We start from the raw sequence: 15,114 nt of genomic DNA on the forward strand, positions 1-15,114 counted from the left end.
TCTGCTGGCCAGGGCATTTCCGTAACTTCGAAGGCACAGAACTTCGTCGTCTCCCGGAGGCCCTCATGTCCACGCTCACCGATGTCGTGGTGATCGCCGCCGTCGTGGTGCTGGTGATCGTGCGGCAGTTCAGGACACAGCAGATCACCCACGACCGGCGCTGGTGGGTGATGCCCGCCGTGCTCGCCTTCTTCGCGGTGCGCCAGAACGGGCTGCTCGACGTGCACCACCGCACCGAGTCCGTCCTGCTCATAGGCGCCGAACTGGCCGTCGGCCTGGCCATGGGCGCGGCGTGGGCGTGGACCACCAGGGTGTGGACCGAGGCCGACGGCACGGTCTGGGCCAGGGGCACAAAGGCCACCGCCGCCGTGTGGGTCGGTGGGATGCTGGTGCGGCTCGGCATGATGGGCGTGGGGGCACTGGCCGGGGTACGGCTGGGCACCGGGGCGCTGCTGCTAGCGCTGGCGGCTTCCCTGCTCGTACGGGCGGGAGTGCTGGCATGGCGGGCCGGACGGTTGCAGCCGTCCTACGGATTCGCGGCCGCCGGCCCGGCGGGGGCGGCCTGGAAGGACCGTGTGTGACGACCAGTACCTGGACCAGCTGGCCCTCGCGGGAGGCACTTTCCCGTGAGGGGCTGACGCCTGCCAGGCTGTGGCTCTCCCGTACGGTGCGGCTGGTGGTGCTGGCGGCACTGCTCTGGAGCACCTTCTCGGAAGCGACCGCACCGGCCTGGGGGCTGGTGGTGGCCGGGATCGGTCTGGCGGGGTGTGCCGTGGCCGCCTGGGCGTTCTTCCGCACCAGCCTGGAACACCGGTTGTGGCCCTCGGTCGGACTGATGGCGCTGCTGATGGGCGCGGCGCTGACCGCGCAGCAGACCGGGTTCCACACCCCGGCCGTGGTGCTCTGGTACGGCTGCGCCGTCACCGGCCTGGAGCGGCTGCCGCTCATGGCCGCGGTGCCCTGCACCGGGTTCGCCCTGGGGACGTACGCCCTGGTCACTACGGATGGATGGCTGTCGATCGCGGCCGCCACCGCGGGCGTCGGACTCGGCGGGTACGTTCTGCGACTGGACGCGGAGGCGCGGGGCAGTGCGCAGCGGCTGCTGGCGCAGGAGCGGGCCGCACGGGCCGCCGAGGCGGAGACGGCGGCGCTGGCCGAGCGGGGCCGGATAGCCAGGGAGATCCATGACGTCCTCGCGCACAGCCTCTCCGCTCAGCTGGTGCACCTGGAGGCGGCCCGGCTGCTGATCGAGAGAGAGCCGCAGGGGGAGTTCCGTGACCAGGTCCTGGAGCGCGTGGTGGCGGCCCGCGGGATGGCGCGTGAGGGGCTCGCGGAGACCCGGCAGGCGCTCTCCGCCCTGCGCGGTGAGATGACGCCCGTGGAGGACTTCCTGCAGGAGGTGGTGGGCACGGCGGAGCTCGCCGTGACGGGGGAGCGGCGGCCGTTGCGGGCCGAGGCCTCTCAGGCGGTGCGGCGGGTGGCACAGGAGGCGATGACCAATGTGCGCAAACACGCGCCGGGGGCCCGGGTGCGGGTGGAGCTGGCGTACGGGCCGGGCGAAGTCGCCCTGGAAGTACGGGACTCGGGGGGCCGCCAACCCGACGGAGAGCTCACTGTCAGTGGCTCCGGTTACGGTCTGTTGGGAATGCGGGAGCGTGCCGAGCTGCTCGGTGGGACTCTCGACGCCGGACCGGACGAGGAGGGCTTCGTGGTGCGACTGAGGGTGCCGGCATGACGGCGCGCGTGGTGGTGGCCGACGACCAGTCCGTGGTGCGCGAAGGCATTGTGATGCTGCTCGGACTGCTGCCCGGCATCGAGGTCGTCGGGGCGGCGAAGGACGGCGAGGAGGCGGTGGAACTCGTGGGTGAACACGCCCCGGACGTGGTGCTGATGGACCTGCGGATGCCGCGCTGCGACGGGGTGGAGGCGACCCGCCGCATCCGCGACCGGTACCCGTCCACGCAGGTCGTGGTGCTGACGACCTACGCCGACGACGATTCGATCTTCCCCGCGCTGAAGGCGGGGGCGCGTGGATATCTGACCAAGGACGCCGGGGGCGACGAGATCGTACGGGCCATCGAGGACGTGATGTCGGGGCAGGCGGGGCTTTCGCCCAGCGTGCAGAGGCTGTTGGTGGAGCGGGTCACGGCCGCGCCGCCGCCCGTGGCCGGCGTGGTGGAGCTGCCCGACGGGCTCACCGCGCGCGAGGCGGAGATCCTGAACCTGATCGCCGAGGGGCTCTCCAACACGGAGATCTCCCGGTCGTTGCAGATCTCCACGGCCACGGTGAAGACGCACATCAACAACCTCTTCGCCAAGACCGGAGTGCGCGATCGCGCACAGGCCGTGCGATACGCCTACCAACGGGGCCTTGCACAGCCTCCTGGTACATCCCTGACCTAGTCACCTAATGGGGTGAAGAGGGCCCCAGAACCGCCCGGGATCTTCCTGTTGTCCCCATCCTGGGGCACGCGGCCGCCGCAGCGGTCCGCGTACAGGGAGAGGATGTTCGGTGGAGAAGGACGTAGGGCGCGAGTCCGCTGAGGTGCGGCTCGACGACCCCTGGTACGACGCGTTGGCTTCCGGCTGGGGGGAGTTGCACGAGGCCGGCAGCGGCATCCCCGCGGCGGTACCGGCGCAGAAGTCATCCGAACCGGGCCGCAGCGCGGCCGACATCTATCTCGAAGTGCAGTCCAGCGCCGCCTTCCAGGAAGTGCGCAGCCGCTACCGCAGGTTCGTCGTGCCCGCGGCGCTGGCCTTTCTCGCCTGGTACGTGGCCTACGTCGTCACCGCCACGACGGCCCCCGGATTCATGGCCCGCCCGGTAGCGGGGGCGGTGAATGTCGCGATGGTCGCGGGGCTCGGCCAGTTCCTCACCACCTTCCTGCTGACCTGGGCCTACGCACGGCACGCGCGACTGCGCAGGGACCGGGCGGCGCTCGATCTCCGTTGGGACACACAGGAATTGACGCGGGGGATCACCAGGTGAGCGGCGACCACCAGACTCTGGCGCTGCTGCTGTTCAGCGCATTCATCGCGGCGACGCTCGCCATCACCACCTGGGTGAGCCGCAACCGGCACGGTTCCGCCGAGGAGTTCTACGCGGGCGGACGGCTGTTCTCCCCCATGGAGAACGGTTTCGCCATCGCGGGCGACTACATGTCGGCCGCCTCCTTCCTCGGCATCTCCGGACTGATCGCCCTCTTCGGCTACGACGGCATGCTCTACTCCGTCGGATTCCTCGTCGCCTGGCTGGTCGTGCTGCTCCTGGTGGCCGAACTGGTCCGTAACTGCGGCCGGTTCACCCTCGCCGACGTCGTCGCGTCCCGGATGAGCGAGCGACCCGTGCGCATCGCCGCGGGAACTTCCTCCGTCACCGTCTCCGTTCTCTATCTGGTGGCGCAGATGGTCGGTGCGGGCAGCCTGGTCTCGCTCCTGCTCGGCGGGGACAGCGGCTCGTCGCAGGTGCTCGCGGTGATCGGCGTGGGCGCGCTCATGGTCGTCTATGTGACGCTGGGCGGGATGCGGGCCACCACCTGGATCCAGATCGTCAAGGCCGTACTGCTGATGGCGGGTGCGATCGCGCTCACCGTGCTCGTACTGGTGCGATTCCACGGGAACTTCAACCAACTGCTCAACACCGCCGCGGACCGCAGCGGCCACGGCACGAAATTCCTCGCACCCGGCCTCAAGTACGGCGGGGACTGGACCGCGCGCTTCGACTTCATCAGCCTCGGCCTCGCGCTCGTCCTCGGCACGGCAGGGCTGCCGCACATCCTGTCGCGCTTCTACACCGTGCCCACCGCCCGGGCCGCCCGCCGCTCGGTCGTCTGGTCCATCGGGCTCATCGGCGGCTTCTACCTGATGACGATCGTGCTCGGCTTCGGCGCCGCCGCCCTGGTGGGTTCCGATGCCGTACGGAAGTCGAATGCCGCGGGGAACACAGCGGTTCCGCTGCTCGCCCTGGACCTGGGCGGGGGAGCAGGGTCAACAGGCGGAACGGTTCTGTTCGCCGTAGTGGCGGCGATTGCCTTCGCGACCATCCTCGCCGTCGTCGCGGGGATCACGCTGGCCTCCTCGGCCTCCGTCGCCCACGACCTGTACGCCTCGCTCAGGCGCCGTCACGCCAAGCAGCACAGCGAAGTCGCCGTGGCCCGGGTCGCGGCGGCCGGTATTGGTGCGGTCGCCATCGCGCTGGGACTGCTGGCGAAGGACATGAACGTAGCCTTCCTGGTGGGACTCGCCTTCGCGGTCGCCGCATCCGCAAATCTGCCCGTGCTGCTCTACTCGCTGTTCTGGCGGAACTTCACCACCCGCGGTGCGGTCTGGTCGGTCTACGGAGGCCTGATCCCCGCCATCGTGCTGGTGCTGCTGTCGCCCGTCGTCTCCGGCAGCCCCGCATCCCTCTTCCCCGGCGTGGACTTCCAGTTCTTCCCGCTGGAGAACCCCGGTCTGGTCTCCATCCCGCTCGGCTTCCTCGCGGGCTGGCTCGGTACGGTCACCTCGTCCGAGCCCCCGGACGCTGCCCGGCACGCGGAGACGGAAGTACGGTCACTGACCGGTGCCGGCGCCGTCTGACCCCGGCACGGCCCAGACGTAACGGTGCTCCGGGCGGCCGGTGTCCCCGTACTTGAGGCTGAGCCGGAGCCGTCCGGTTTGCTCCAGTTGGCGCAGATAACGCTGGGCGGTGGACCGGCTCAGCCCCGTCCGCGCGGCCACCTCGTGGGCCGACAGCGGCTGAGGGGTCCCGGTCAGCACCTCGCGGATCAGCTCGGACGTCGGTACGGAATGACCAGCGGGAAGGCCTGCGGACGCGGCGGGCCCAGCGGTGCGCAGGGCGCTGAAGATCCGGTCGACCTGCTCCTGGCCGGCGGCCTCCCCGCTGCAGCCGACCCGGTCCACGGTGCGGCGCAGGGCGGCGTAACTGTCCAGCCGGGAGCGGAGTCCGGCAAAGGTGAACGGTTTGACCAGGTAGTGCAGGGCGCCATGGCGCATGGCGGCCTGCACGGTCGTCACATCACTGGCAGCGGTCACCATGATCACGTCGGTGTGGTGGCCCTGCTGGCGCATGCGCCGTACCAGCGAGAGTCCGGTCTCGTCCGGCAGGTAGTGGTCGAGCAGCACCAGATCGATGTGTTCGCGCTCGAGGGTGGCCATCGCCTGGCCGGCGCTGTGCGCGCGGGCGGCGACCCGGAAGCCGGGAACCTTTCCCACGTACGCCGCGTTGATCTCAGCAACACGGAAGTCGTCGTCGACCACCAGCACGTCGATCATTCGACCTCCCTGTGTGAACCGTTTGTTGCGACCACGTAGTTGTAGCGCGAGCAAAACGAGCACAACAGTGTTTTGCAAGCAGAAGACGGCCTTGCGCCCACAAGGCTGCCGTTGTGCTGCGTGCCACATCTACGGTCCCGCTCCATGAGCACAGACACGAGCCCCGCCATCGAGCTGCGGGGCGCAGGCAAAGCGTTCCGTACGCCGTCCGGGGCGCTCCACACCGCCGTACGGGATCTGGATCTGACCGTGGCCCGCGGCGAGTTCGTCGCCGTGGTGGGTCCCACCGGCTGCGGCAAATCAACCACCCTGACACTGGTGAGCGGGCTTGAGGAGCCCACCGCCGGCGAGGTGCTGGTCGCCGGCGAGCCGGTCTCCGGAATCGGCGACAAGGTCGGATTCGTCTTCCAGCAGGACGCCACCTTCCCCTGGCGGACCGTCCTGTCCAATGTGATGGCGGGGCCGCGCTTCCGCGGAGTCCCCAAGGCCGAGGCCAGGGAACGGGCCCGGGAATGGCTCGCCCGCGTAGGCCTCTCGGCCTTCGAGGACCGCTATCCGCACCAGCTCTCCGGCGGCCAGCGCAAACGCGTCGCACTCGCACAGACCTTTGTGAACGACCCCGAGATCCTGCTCATGGACGAGCCGTTCTCCGCGCTCGACGTGCAGACCCGCGCGCTGATGTCGGACGAGCTCCTCGAACTGTGGGCGGGCACCGGCTCGTCGGTGGTCTTCGTGACGCACGACCTGGAGGAGTCCATCGCCCTCGCCGACCGGGTGGTCGTCATGACGGCCGGTCCGGCCACGGTGAAGGAGATCTTCACCATCGATCTGCCCCGGCCGCGGAAGGTCGAGGAAGTACGGCTCGAGCCCCGGTTCGTCGAGATCTACCGCGAGATCTGGTCCTCGCTCGGCGAAGAGGTCCGCATCACGCGCGAGAGGGGTGCCGCCCGTGTCGACAACGCAGCCTGAGACCAAGGCCGGCATCGCACCCGCCGCCGCGACGAGCGCCGAGGAGCGCAAGAACTCCCGCGCCAGGGCCGCGCGCCGCCGCAAGGGCCTGGTCCTGGGCAGCCGGCTGCTGCTGCTGGTCGTCCTGCTCGGCCTGTGGGAGGTGCTCGCCCGCACCAAGGTCATCGACCCGTTCAACTTCTCGATGCCCTCGAAGGTCTGGGACCAGATCAGCACCTGGGTCCTGCACGGCACCGCGCAGGGTTCGCTGGGCGAGCAGATCGCCACCACGCTCTACGAGGCCTTCATGGGCTGGATCATCGGCGTCATCGCCGGTGTGGTCCTCGGCATCGTCCTCGGCCGGATCGCGTTCCTCGCCGATGTGCTGGGTCCGTACGTCAAGGTCCTCAACGCCATCCCCCGGATCGCCCTGGCGCCGATCTTCGTCATCTGGTTCGGCCTCGGCCCGGAGTCGAAGATCGCCTCGGCCATCGTGCTGGTCTTCTTCCCGGTCTTCTTCAACGCCTTCCAGGGCGCCCGCGAGGTGGACCGCAACCTGGTCGACAACGCGCGCATCCTCGGTGCGAGCAACCGCAAGGTGACGCTGCAGGTCGTCGTCCCCTCCGCGACCACGTGGATCTTCACCAGCCTGCACATCAGCTTCGGCTTCGCCCTGATCGGCGCCATCGTCGGCGAGTACATCGGCGCCTCCAAGGGGGTCGGCCTCCTCGTCGCCGCGGCCCAGGGCAACTTCAACCCGGCCGGTGTCTACGCGGCGATGGCCATCCTCGCCGTGGTCGCCCTGGTCGCCGAGGGGCTGCTGACCCTGGTCGAGCGCCGTCTCTTCAAGTGGAAGCCGGCGGGCCACGGCGCCGACCGCTGACCCCGTTTCCCCTTTGCCGCAGCACTTTTCCCCCGGTACTCACAAGGACGTGTGAATCATGCGCAGTTCCCTCAAGATCCCGGCGCTTGCCGTCGCCGGTGTGCTCGCCCTCTCCACGCTGACCGCCTGCGCCGACGACGCCTCCACCTCCTCGGGCTCCGGCAAGCCCGCGGGCAAGGTCGAGGGTGAGTCGGTCAAGATCATGGTGGGTGGCCTGGACAAGGTCATCTACATGCCGGCGATGCTCACCCAGCAGCTCGGTTTCTTCCGGGACGAGGGCATCAACGTCGAGCTGCTGACGGAGCCGGCGGGCGTGCAGGCCGAGACGGCGCTCGTTTCGGGTCAGGTCCAGGGCGCCGTCGGCTTCTACGACCACACGCTCGACCTGCAGACCAAGGGCAAGTCCGTCGAGTCCGTGGTGCAGTTCTCGCACGCTCCCGGCGAAGTCGAGATCGTCTCGAACAAGGCCGAGGACATCACCTCCCCGAAGGACTTCAAGGGCAAGCACGTCGGCATCACCGGAATCGGCTCCTCCACCGACTTCCTGAGCCAGTACCTCGGCGTCAAGAACGGCGTGGACTCCAGTGACTTCACCCGGGTCGCCGTCGGCGCGGGCCCCACCTTCATCGCCGCCCTGCAGAAGGGCTCCATCCAGGCCGGCATGACGACGGACCCCACCGTCGCCCAGATCCTGGACAAGAAGCTCGGCCGCGTCCTGGTCGACATGCGCACCCCCGCGGGCTCGCAGGAGGCCTTCGGCGGTCCGTACCCCTCCTCCAGCCTCTACATGCAGAGCTCCTGGGTCGACAGCCACAAGGAGAGCGTGCAGAAGCTGGTCAACGCCTTCGTCAAGACGCTCAAGTGGATGTCCACGCACTCCCCGGAGGAGATCGCCGCCAAGATGCCGGCGGACTACGCGGCGGGGAACCAGAAGCTCTACACCGAGTCGGTCAAGAGCACGCTGCCCATGTTCACCACGGACGGGGTGATGCCGGCCAATGGTCCGGAGACCGTCGAGCGCGTCCTGAAGGCCTTCAACCCGAACATCAAGAACGCGAAGATCGACCTGGCGAAGACGTACACGACGGAGTTCGCCAAGAACGCGCACTGACACGGCGGTTCACAGGCTCGCGACCCACGCGTAGCGGTGCTCGGGGCGGCCGGTCTCCCCGTACTTGAGACTGAGCCGCACCCGGCCCGTGCGCTCGAGCAGCTTCAGATAGCGCTGGGCCGTCTGCCTGCTGACCCCCGACCGCTCCGCGATCTCCTGGGCGGAGAGCGGGAGTTCGGCGCCGAGGAGCACCTGGCGCACCAGTTCCGCGGTGGTCGGCGAGTGCCCCTTGGGGAGTTCGGACGAGCTCGCCGCCGACAGCGCCCCGAAGATCCGGTCCACCTCCGCCTGCTCCGCTTCGCCGCCCCCGTCCAGGGTGCGGCGAAGCGCTGCGTAGGCCTCCAGCTTGGTGCGAAGACCGGCGAAGTTGAAGGGCTTGACCAGGTACTGGAGCGCGCCGTGCCGCTGCGCCGCCTGTACGGTCGCGATGTCGCGCGCCGCCGTCACCATGATCACGTCGAGGTGGAGGCCCCTGCTGCGCAGCTCCCGTACGACCGACAGGCCGTTCTCGTCCGGCAGATAGTGGTCGAGCAGCACCAGATCGACCGGATGCGCGGCGACACTGTCGAGCGCCTGCGCCGCCGAGTGCGCCGTCGCACTCACCCGGAAGCCCGCCACCTTGGCCACATAGGCCGCATTGATCTGCGCGACCCGGACGTCGTCGTCCACCACCAGTACGTCGATCACAGCTTCTCTCCTGCCGGGGCGAGGCCGGGTTCGGTCAGTGCTTCGGGGAGTACGACGGTGAACACGGCTCCGCCCTCCGCGCTCTCCCCGGCCCGCGCGCTGCCGCCCTGCCGCTCGGCGAACCGGCGCACCATCGCGAGCCCGAGGCCGCGCTTGCCGTGCGCCGGAAGCTTCTTGGTCGTCCAGCCCTCCGTGAAGATCACCTCACGCTCCTCCGAGGGGATCCCGGGTCCGCTGTCGCTGACCCGGAGCACGGCCGTACGGCCCTCGGTGTGCAGCGCGATCTCGACCTGGGCGGAGAGAGAACCGGACGCCGCGTCCAGCGCGTTGTCCACCAGATTGCCGACGATCGTCACCAGACCGCGCGGGTCGACCAGACGGTCGGGCAGCAGCGAACCGGTCGCGATGCGCAGCGAGACGCCGCGCTCGGCGGCGACGGTGGCCTTGCCCACCAGCAGGGCGGCGAGCAGCGGGTCGTGGATCTTCTCGGTGACCTGCTCGGCGGTGGCCCGGTGCACGCCGACCACCTCGGTCACGAAGTCCGCCGCCTCCTCGTGCATCTCGAGTTCGAGGAGGCCGAGCAGGGTGTGCAGCCGGTTGGCGTGCTCGTGGTCCTGGGCGCGCAGGGCATCGATCAGACCGCGCGTGGAGTCCAGTTCGCGGCCCAGCTGCTCCAGTTCCGTGCGGTCGCGGAGGGTCGCGACGGCGCCTCCGTCGTCGGTGGGCATCCGGTTGGTGATGAGGACGCGCTGGCCCCGTACGGTCAGGAGGTCGTCGCCGGTGACCCGGCCCGCCAGTACGTCGGCGGTACGCCCCTCGCCGAGCGCCTCGTCCAGGGGGAGCCCGGTGGCCTCGGGGCCGAGGCCCAGGAGCCGCTGAGCCTCGTCGTTCATGAGCCGGATCCGGCCATGCATGTCGAGGGCGACGACGCCCTCGCGGATGCCGTGCAGCATCGCCTCGCGCTCGGCGAGCAGTGCGGAGATGTCGGAGAAGGCCAGGTCGTGGGTCTGGCGCTGGAGACGGCGGGAGATCAGGTAGGCGGCCAGAGCGCCGATGGCGAGCGCCCCGCCTGCGTACGCCAGCAGGCCGGGAATGGCCGAGATCAGTTGGGTGCGCACGCTGTCGTACGCGATGCCGACCGAGACCGCGCCGACGATCGTTCCGTCCGCGGTCCGCAGCGGGGTCTTGCCGCGGGCGGAGCGGGCGAGTGTGCCCTTGTCGATCTCCATCACGTCGTCGCCGGCGAGGGGGGCTTTGGCGCTGGTGGAGACCTGGTGGCCGATCTCACTGAGCGTGGGATGCGACCAGCGGATCGAGTGCCGGTCCACCACCACGATGTACTCGGCTCCGGTCGCGTCCTTGATGCGCTGCGCTTCCTTCTGCACCGGACCCTTGGCACTCGGCTTGGTGGCGAGCAGTTCCTCCGCCAGCTGCGGCGAGGCAGTGGTCTGCGCGATCGCGAGCGCACGGTGCATCGCCTGGTCGTCGAGCTGGTCACTGAGCGGCCGCAGGAAGAGTCCCGTGGCGAGGACGGCGACCCCGGCCGCGATCGCCAGCTGCATCAGCAGGACCTGGGAGAAGACACGCTGCGGCAGACCTATGCGGATCCTTCTGGGCTGCCGGGTGCTCATATGCAAAGACGGTAAAGGGCGGGGTGCCGCAACCGGAAATTTCCCCGGGCACGCAAATCACTTGCGCTGCTTGCGCTAATCTTGCGTGCATGACGCGACGACTTGCGCACGTAGCTCGGAAGGTCGGGGTCAGCGAGGCCACCGTAAGCCGGGTTCTCAACAACAAACCCGGGGTCTCCGAGGCCACCCGCCAGGCCGTCCTCTCGGCCCTCGACGTACTGGGTTACGAACGCCCCACCCAACTGCGGGGCGAGCGGGCCAGGCTGGTCGGCCTGGTCCTGCCCGAGCTGCAGAACCCCATTTTCCCGGCGTTCGCCGAGGTCGTGGGCGGCGCCCTCGCCCAACAGGGGCTCACGCCCGTGCTCTGCACGCAGACCAAGGGCGGGGTCTCGGAGGCAGACTACGTCGAACTCCTCCTCGAACAGCAGGTTTCCGGCGTGGTCTTTGCCGGCGGGCTCTACGCGCAGGCGGACGCCCCGCACGACCACTACAAGGTGCTCGCCGACCGCAAGATCCCCGTCGTACTGATCAACGCGGCCATCGACCACCTCGGCTTCCCCTGCGTCTCCTGCGACGACTCCGTCGCCGTGGAGCAGGCCTGGCGGCACCTCGCCTCCCTGGGCCACGAACGCATCGGACTCGTCCTCGGCCCCAGCGACCACATGCCCTCGCAGCGCAAGCTCGCCGCCGCCCGGAGGATCGCCGGCGAGCTGGGCGGTGAGGTGCCGGACGAGCGGATCGTACGGGCGATGTTCTCGCTCGAAGGCGGTCAGGCCGCCGCCGCCCGGCTGCTCGACCAGGGTGTCACCGGGTTCATCTGCGCGAGCGACCCCCTCGCCCTCGGGGCGGTGCGTGCGGCACGCCGCCGGGGCCTGTCCGTACCCGGAGACGTGTCGATCGTCGGATACGACGACTCGGCTTTCATGAACTGCACGGAGCCCCCGCTGACCACCGTCCGCCAGCCCATCGAGGCCATGGGGCGGGCCGCCGTGGAACTGCTGTCCGTGCAGATCGCGGGGCGTGCGGTCCCCTCCGACGAGCTGCTCTTCGAACCCGAACTGGTGGTCCGCGGCTCGACCGCGCAAGCGCCGCGCGACAGAACCCATTAGCTGTCAACTATTTGCGGAATCTGCGCGACATCTTGCGGTCATGTGATGTCGGTGGTTGAGTGTGCGCCGCCACACAGCGAGCTGCTGTGGGCTTCCCGCGCTCCTGCCCACAAGGGGACCACCGATGAGAAGCACCTGGTTCCGCCCAGCCCACCGCCGCACTGCCGCGGCCGCCCTCGTCTCCGCGCTTGCTCTGACCGCTCTCGCAGCCTGCGGCACCAGCAGCAGCGACACCGGGAGCAAGGGATCAGGTGGCGGCAGTTCCGACCCGACCGCTCCGCTCGACCCGAAGACCAAGGTCACACTGACCATGGACTGCATGCCTCCCGCCGCCAAGGCCGCCGAACTGCGGCAGTGGAAGGAGGACATCAAGACGTTCAACCAGAAGTACCCGAACGTGACGATCAACGGTAAGTCGACGACCGGCCAGTGCGAGGAGCCCACCCGCTTCACCGCGGCGCTCAAGGGCAAGTCGCAGCCGGACGTCTTCTACACGTACTTCACCGACCTGCAGCAGGTCCTGGACAACGACGGCGCCGCGGACATCAGTGCGTACGTCACCGACAAGACCGTCCCGGCCCTGCCGTCGATCGACCCCAACGTGCTGAACGTCCTCAAGAAGGACGGCAAGCTCTACGGGCTGCCCACCAGCAACTACACCATGGGCCTGCTCATCAACCGCAAGCTCTTCCAGCAGGCCGGCCTCGACCCGAACAAGCCGCCGACCACCTGGGCCGAGGTGCGCACCGCGGCCAAGGCCATCGCCAAGCTCGGCAATGGGATCTCCGGCTACGGCGAGTACAGCGCGACCAACCAGGGTGGCTGGCACTTCACCGCGACCATGTACGGCCTCGGCGGCGACATCGTCTCCCCCGACGGCAAGAAGGCCGCGTTCAACAACGACCTCGGCAAGCAGGTCGTGAGCAACCTGAAGGCCATGCGGTGGGACGACGACAGCATGGGCAAGACCCAGCTGCTGAAGTGGGGTGATCTGCAGAAGCAGATCAGCACCGACAAGCTCGGCATGTTCCTCGCCGCCCCCGACGACATCACGTACATGGTCCAGCAACTCGGCGCCAAGTACGAGAACTTCGGCATGGGACCGATCCCCGGCGGCAAGGCCACGCTCTTCGGCGGCAACGACTACATGATCAAGAAGGGGCTCTCCCCGGACCAGATCAAGGCCGCCATCGCCTGGCTGAGCTTCAAGACGCTCACCCCCGGCAAGGGCCAGTTCGACTGGGCGCGCTCCAAGGGCGACCAGCTCCCCGTCGGTCTGCCGCAGCCCAACTTCTGGACCGGTGCCACCAAGGCCACGGACCTCACGTCCCGTACGGACAACGCGACCATGCCGGTCGAGAACTTCCGTCCCTTCCTGGACAACCCGATCGTCGGCAAGGCCGAGCCGGTCAAGGCCCAGGAGATCTACAAGGTCCTGGACAACGTGATGTCGGGCGTCCTGACCAACAAGAACGCGGACGCGGGCAAGCTGCTCTCCACCGCCGAGACCCAGGTCAACCAGATTCTGGCCAACCAGTAACTGGCGTACGGGAGCCGGGACTTCACTGTCCCGGCTCCCCTACCGGCACCAAGGAGCGACGATGTCGGCCCCCACCCTCTCCACCAGCAGCACCCCTTCGAAGCCGGACGGCCCCGGCCGGGAAGTCCCCGCGTACGCACGGCGCGAGGCCTTCACCAGCGCACTGCGGCGCAACATCTCGGCGCACGGCTTCCTGATCGGGGCCGTGCTCTGCTTCTCGTTCTTCTCCTGGTACCCGATGGTCAGGGAGTTCCTGCTGGCCTTCCAGAAGACCGAGGCGGGCAAGACCAGCTGGGTCGGCCTGCGCAATCTCAAGTACGTCGCCAACGACCCGGCCTTCTGGCAGGCCTGGCGCAACACCCTTCTCTTCACCGGCCTCGCCCTGCTGCTCGGCTTCGTGGTGCCGTTCTTCGTCGCGATCATCCTCAATGAATTCCGCCACGGCCAGGGCTACCTGCGGCTCCTCGTCTACCTCCCCGTGATGCTCCCGCCGGTCGCCTCTGTCCTGCTCTTCAAGTACTTCTACGACCCGGGCTACGGCCTCTTCAACGGCATCCTGCACTTCCTCCACCTCCCCGAACAGCAATGGCTCCAGTCCACGAGCACCGCGATGCTGTCGGTGGTCATCGCCTCCACCTGGATGAACATGGGCGGCGCCACCCTCATCTACCTGGCCGCACTCCAGGGCATACCGGGTGAGCTCTACGAGGCCGCCGAGCTCGACGGAGCCGGCCTCTTCAGCAAGATCTGGCACATCACCATCCCGCAGACCCGGCTCATCCTGTCGCTGCTGCTCCTGATGCAGATCATCGCGACGATGCAGGTCTTCGCGGAACCGTTCCTGCTCACGGGCGGCGCAGGCCCCGAGGGCTCCACGACGACGGTCGTCTACCTCATCTACCAGTACGCCTTCAACTTCAACAACTACGGCGGCGCGGCGGCGCTCGGCCTGGTCCTGCTCGTACTGCTGGCCGGCTTCTCGGCCGTGTACGTCCGACTCAGCCGCGACAGCGAAGACTAGAGCAGGAGTACGACGATGGCAGAGCGCACCCTCATCTCGCCCGCCCAACTGGGCCGTCCCCGCGGCAAGTTCCTCTACTGGAGCGTCCTCGTCGCGGTGATCCTCCTCTTCACCCTGGTCTTCCTCGGCCCCCTCTACTGGATGGTCACCGGCGGGCTGAAGACCGCCCAGGAGTACGCCCAGTCCCCGCCCACCGCGTTCCCGCACTCGGCGCACCCGAAGAACTACAGCGACGCGTGGAACATCATGGATCTCTCCAAGCTCCTGTTCAACACGCTCTACTACGCCTTCGGGGCCCTCGCCTTCCAGCTGGTCTTCGACGTCGCCGCGGCCTACTCGCTCTCCAAGCTGAGGCCCATCTTCGGCAAGGTCATCCTCGGGATGATGCTGGCCACCCTGATGATCCCGGCGACGGTCCTGGTCGTACCGCAGTACCTCACGGTCCTCGACGTGCCGATCGTCCACCGCAATCTGATCAACTCGCCCTGGGTGATCTGGCTCCCGTCCGTCACCAACGCCTTCAACATCTTCCTGCTGAAGCGGTTCTTCGACTCGATCCCGCGCGAACTCCTCGACGCGGCGGCCATCGACGGCGCACCCCCGCTGCGCACCCTGCGCTCCATCGTGCTGCCGATCTCCCGCCCGATCCTCGGCGTCGTCTCGATCTTCGCGGTGGTCGGCGTCTGGAAGGACTTCCTCTGGCCGCTGCTCACCCTCCCGGACCCGGCCAAGCAGAGCCTCAACGTCGGCATCTACTCGCTGGCCCAGGGGGTCCCGGAGAACTGGCTGATCGCCGCGCTGGCGATGGCATCGGCCCCGACCCTGATCATCTTCCTGATCTTCCAGCGCAACATCATGAGCGGCCTCACCGCAGGCAGCCTCAAGGGCTGACCGCCCCTCCCCGAAAGGA

At 68.6% G+C, this 15,114-nt stretch carries 15 protein-coding genes; 12 read left to right on the plus strand and 3 right to left on the minus strand.

The genetic code is table 11. The annotated features are described in order from the left end of the window. Window positions 1–65: 65 nt before the first annotated feature. The 5 genes from OG707_RS30570 (at window position 66) to OG707_RS30590 (ending at window position 4,578) form a co-directional block, all read left to right on the plus strand. A complete protein-coding gene (locus tag OG707_RS30570) occupies window positions 66–581 on the plus strand; it encodes a DUF1453 domain-containing protein (protein ID WP_329123980.1) in 516 nt (171 codons plus the stop codon). After that, the gene (locus OG707_RS30575; protein WP_329123982.1) at window positions 578–1,735 is read left to right on the plus strand and encodes a sensor histidine kinase; all 1,158 of its coding nucleotides are present in this window, start codon (window positions 578–580) and stop codon (window positions 1,733–1,735) included. The genes OG707_RS30570 and OG707_RS30575 overlap by 4 nt, the downstream gene beginning before the upstream one ends. Continuing rightward, entirely contained in the window at window positions 1,732–2,403 is a 672-nt protein-coding gene (locus OG707_RS30580; RefSeq protein ID WP_329123984.1) for a response regulator transcription factor, read from the plus strand. Before OG707_RS30575 ends, OG707_RS30580 begins: the two co-directional genes overlap by 4 nt. A 109-nt stretch (window positions 2,404–2,512) precedes the next feature. Then, a complete protein-coding gene (locus OG707_RS30585) occupies window positions 2,513–2,989 on the plus strand; it encodes a DUF485 domain-containing protein (RefSeq protein WP_329123986.1) in 477 nt (158 codons plus the stop codon). Beyond that, complete coding sequence (locus OG707_RS30590; protein ID WP_329123988.1) at window positions 2,986–4,578, plus strand: solute symporter family protein; 1,593 nt, start codon at window positions 2,986–2,988, stop codon at window positions 4,576–4,578. Before OG707_RS30585 ends, OG707_RS30590 begins: the two co-directional genes overlap by 4 nt. Here OG707_RS30590 and OG707_RS30595 read toward each other — a convergent pair. Continuing rightward, window positions 4,552–5,274: a response regulator gene (locus OG707_RS30595; RefSeq protein WP_329123990.1), complete on the minus strand. Its 723-nt coding sequence runs from the start codon at window positions 5,272–5,274 to the stop codon at window positions 4,552–4,554. The two genes, OG707_RS30590 and OG707_RS30595, sit on opposite strands and share 27 nt — an antisense overlap. A 144-nt stretch (window positions 5,275–5,418) precedes the next feature. Between OG707_RS30595 and OG707_RS30600 the strand changes: the two genes are divergently transcribed. The 3 genes from OG707_RS30600 to OG707_RS30610 are packed head-to-tail and all read left to right on the plus strand — an operon-like array spanning window position 5,419 to window position 8,216. Next, on the plus strand, window positions 5,419–6,243 hold the full coding sequence (locus tag OG707_RS30600) for an ABC transporter ATP-binding protein (protein ID WP_329123993.1): 825 nt from the start codon (window positions 5,419–5,421) through the stop codon (window positions 6,241–6,243). Next, complete coding sequence (locus OG707_RS30605; protein WP_443071422.1) at window positions 6,215–7,105, plus strand: ABC transporter permease; 891 nt, start codon at window positions 6,215–6,217, stop codon at window positions 7,103–7,105. Before OG707_RS30600 ends, OG707_RS30605 begins: the two co-directional genes overlap by 29 nt. A 58-nt stretch (window positions 7,106–7,163) precedes the next feature. Next, entirely contained in the window at window positions 7,164–8,216 is a 1,053-nt protein-coding gene (locus OG707_RS30610) for an ABC transporter substrate-binding protein (RefSeq protein WP_329123995.1), read from the plus strand. A gap of 9 nt (window positions 8,217–8,225) precedes the next feature. Here the strand turns inward: OG707_RS30610 and OG707_RS30615 are convergent, their stop codons facing one another. Both OG707_RS30615 and OG707_RS30620 read right to left on the minus strand, forming a co-directional pair. Next, window positions 8,226–8,903: a DUF7342 family protein gene (locus OG707_RS30615; RefSeq protein ID WP_329123998.1), complete on the minus strand. Its 678-nt coding sequence runs from the start codon at window positions 8,901–8,903 to the stop codon at window positions 8,226–8,228. Continuing rightward, on the minus strand, window positions 8,900–10,534 hold the full coding sequence (locus OG707_RS30620; RefSeq protein ID WP_329124000.1) for a sensor histidine kinase: 1,635 nt from the start codon (window positions 10,532–10,534) through the stop codon (window positions 8,900–8,902). Before OG707_RS30620 ends, OG707_RS30615 begins: the two co-directional genes overlap by 4 nt. Before the next feature lie 89 nt (window positions 10,535–10,623). Between OG707_RS30620 and OG707_RS30625 the strand changes: the two genes are divergently transcribed. From OG707_RS30625 to OG707_RS30640, 4 genes are all read left to right on the plus strand, one after another. Continuing rightward, window positions 10,624–11,643, plus strand: coding sequence for a LacI family DNA-binding transcriptional regulator (locus tag OG707_RS30625; RefSeq protein ID WP_329124002.1), 1,020 nt, complete (start codon window positions 10,624–10,626; stop codon window positions 11,641–11,643). A gap of 124 nt (window positions 11,644–11,767) precedes the next feature. Further along, window positions 11,768–13,183 carry an extracellular solute-binding protein gene (locus OG707_RS30630; protein WP_329124004.1) on the plus strand — a complete coding sequence of 472 codons (1,416 nt, stop codon included), beginning with the start codon at window positions 11,768–11,770 and terminating at the stop codon, window positions 13,181–13,183. 61 nt (window positions 13,184–13,244) lie between these two features. Then, window positions 13,245–14,204, plus strand: a complete 960-nt coding sequence (locus OG707_RS30635; protein ID WP_329124006.1) for a carbohydrate ABC transporter permease — start codon at window positions 13,245–13,247, stop codon at window positions 14,202–14,204. A gap of 15 nt (window positions 14,205–14,219) precedes the next feature. Then, window positions 14,220–15,095 carry a carbohydrate ABC transporter permease gene (locus tag OG707_RS30640; RefSeq protein WP_329124008.1) on the plus strand — a complete coding sequence of 292 codons (876 nt, stop codon included), beginning with the start codon at window positions 14,220–14,222 and terminating at the stop codon, window positions 15,093–15,095. The last annotated feature ends 19 nt before the right edge of the window (window positions 15,096–15,114 follow it).

The sequence above is a fragment of the Streptomyces sp. NBC_01465 genome (assembly GCF_036227325.1).
Taxonomy (GTDB): Bacteria; Actinomycetota; Actinomycetes; order Streptomycetales; family Streptomycetaceae; genus Streptomyces.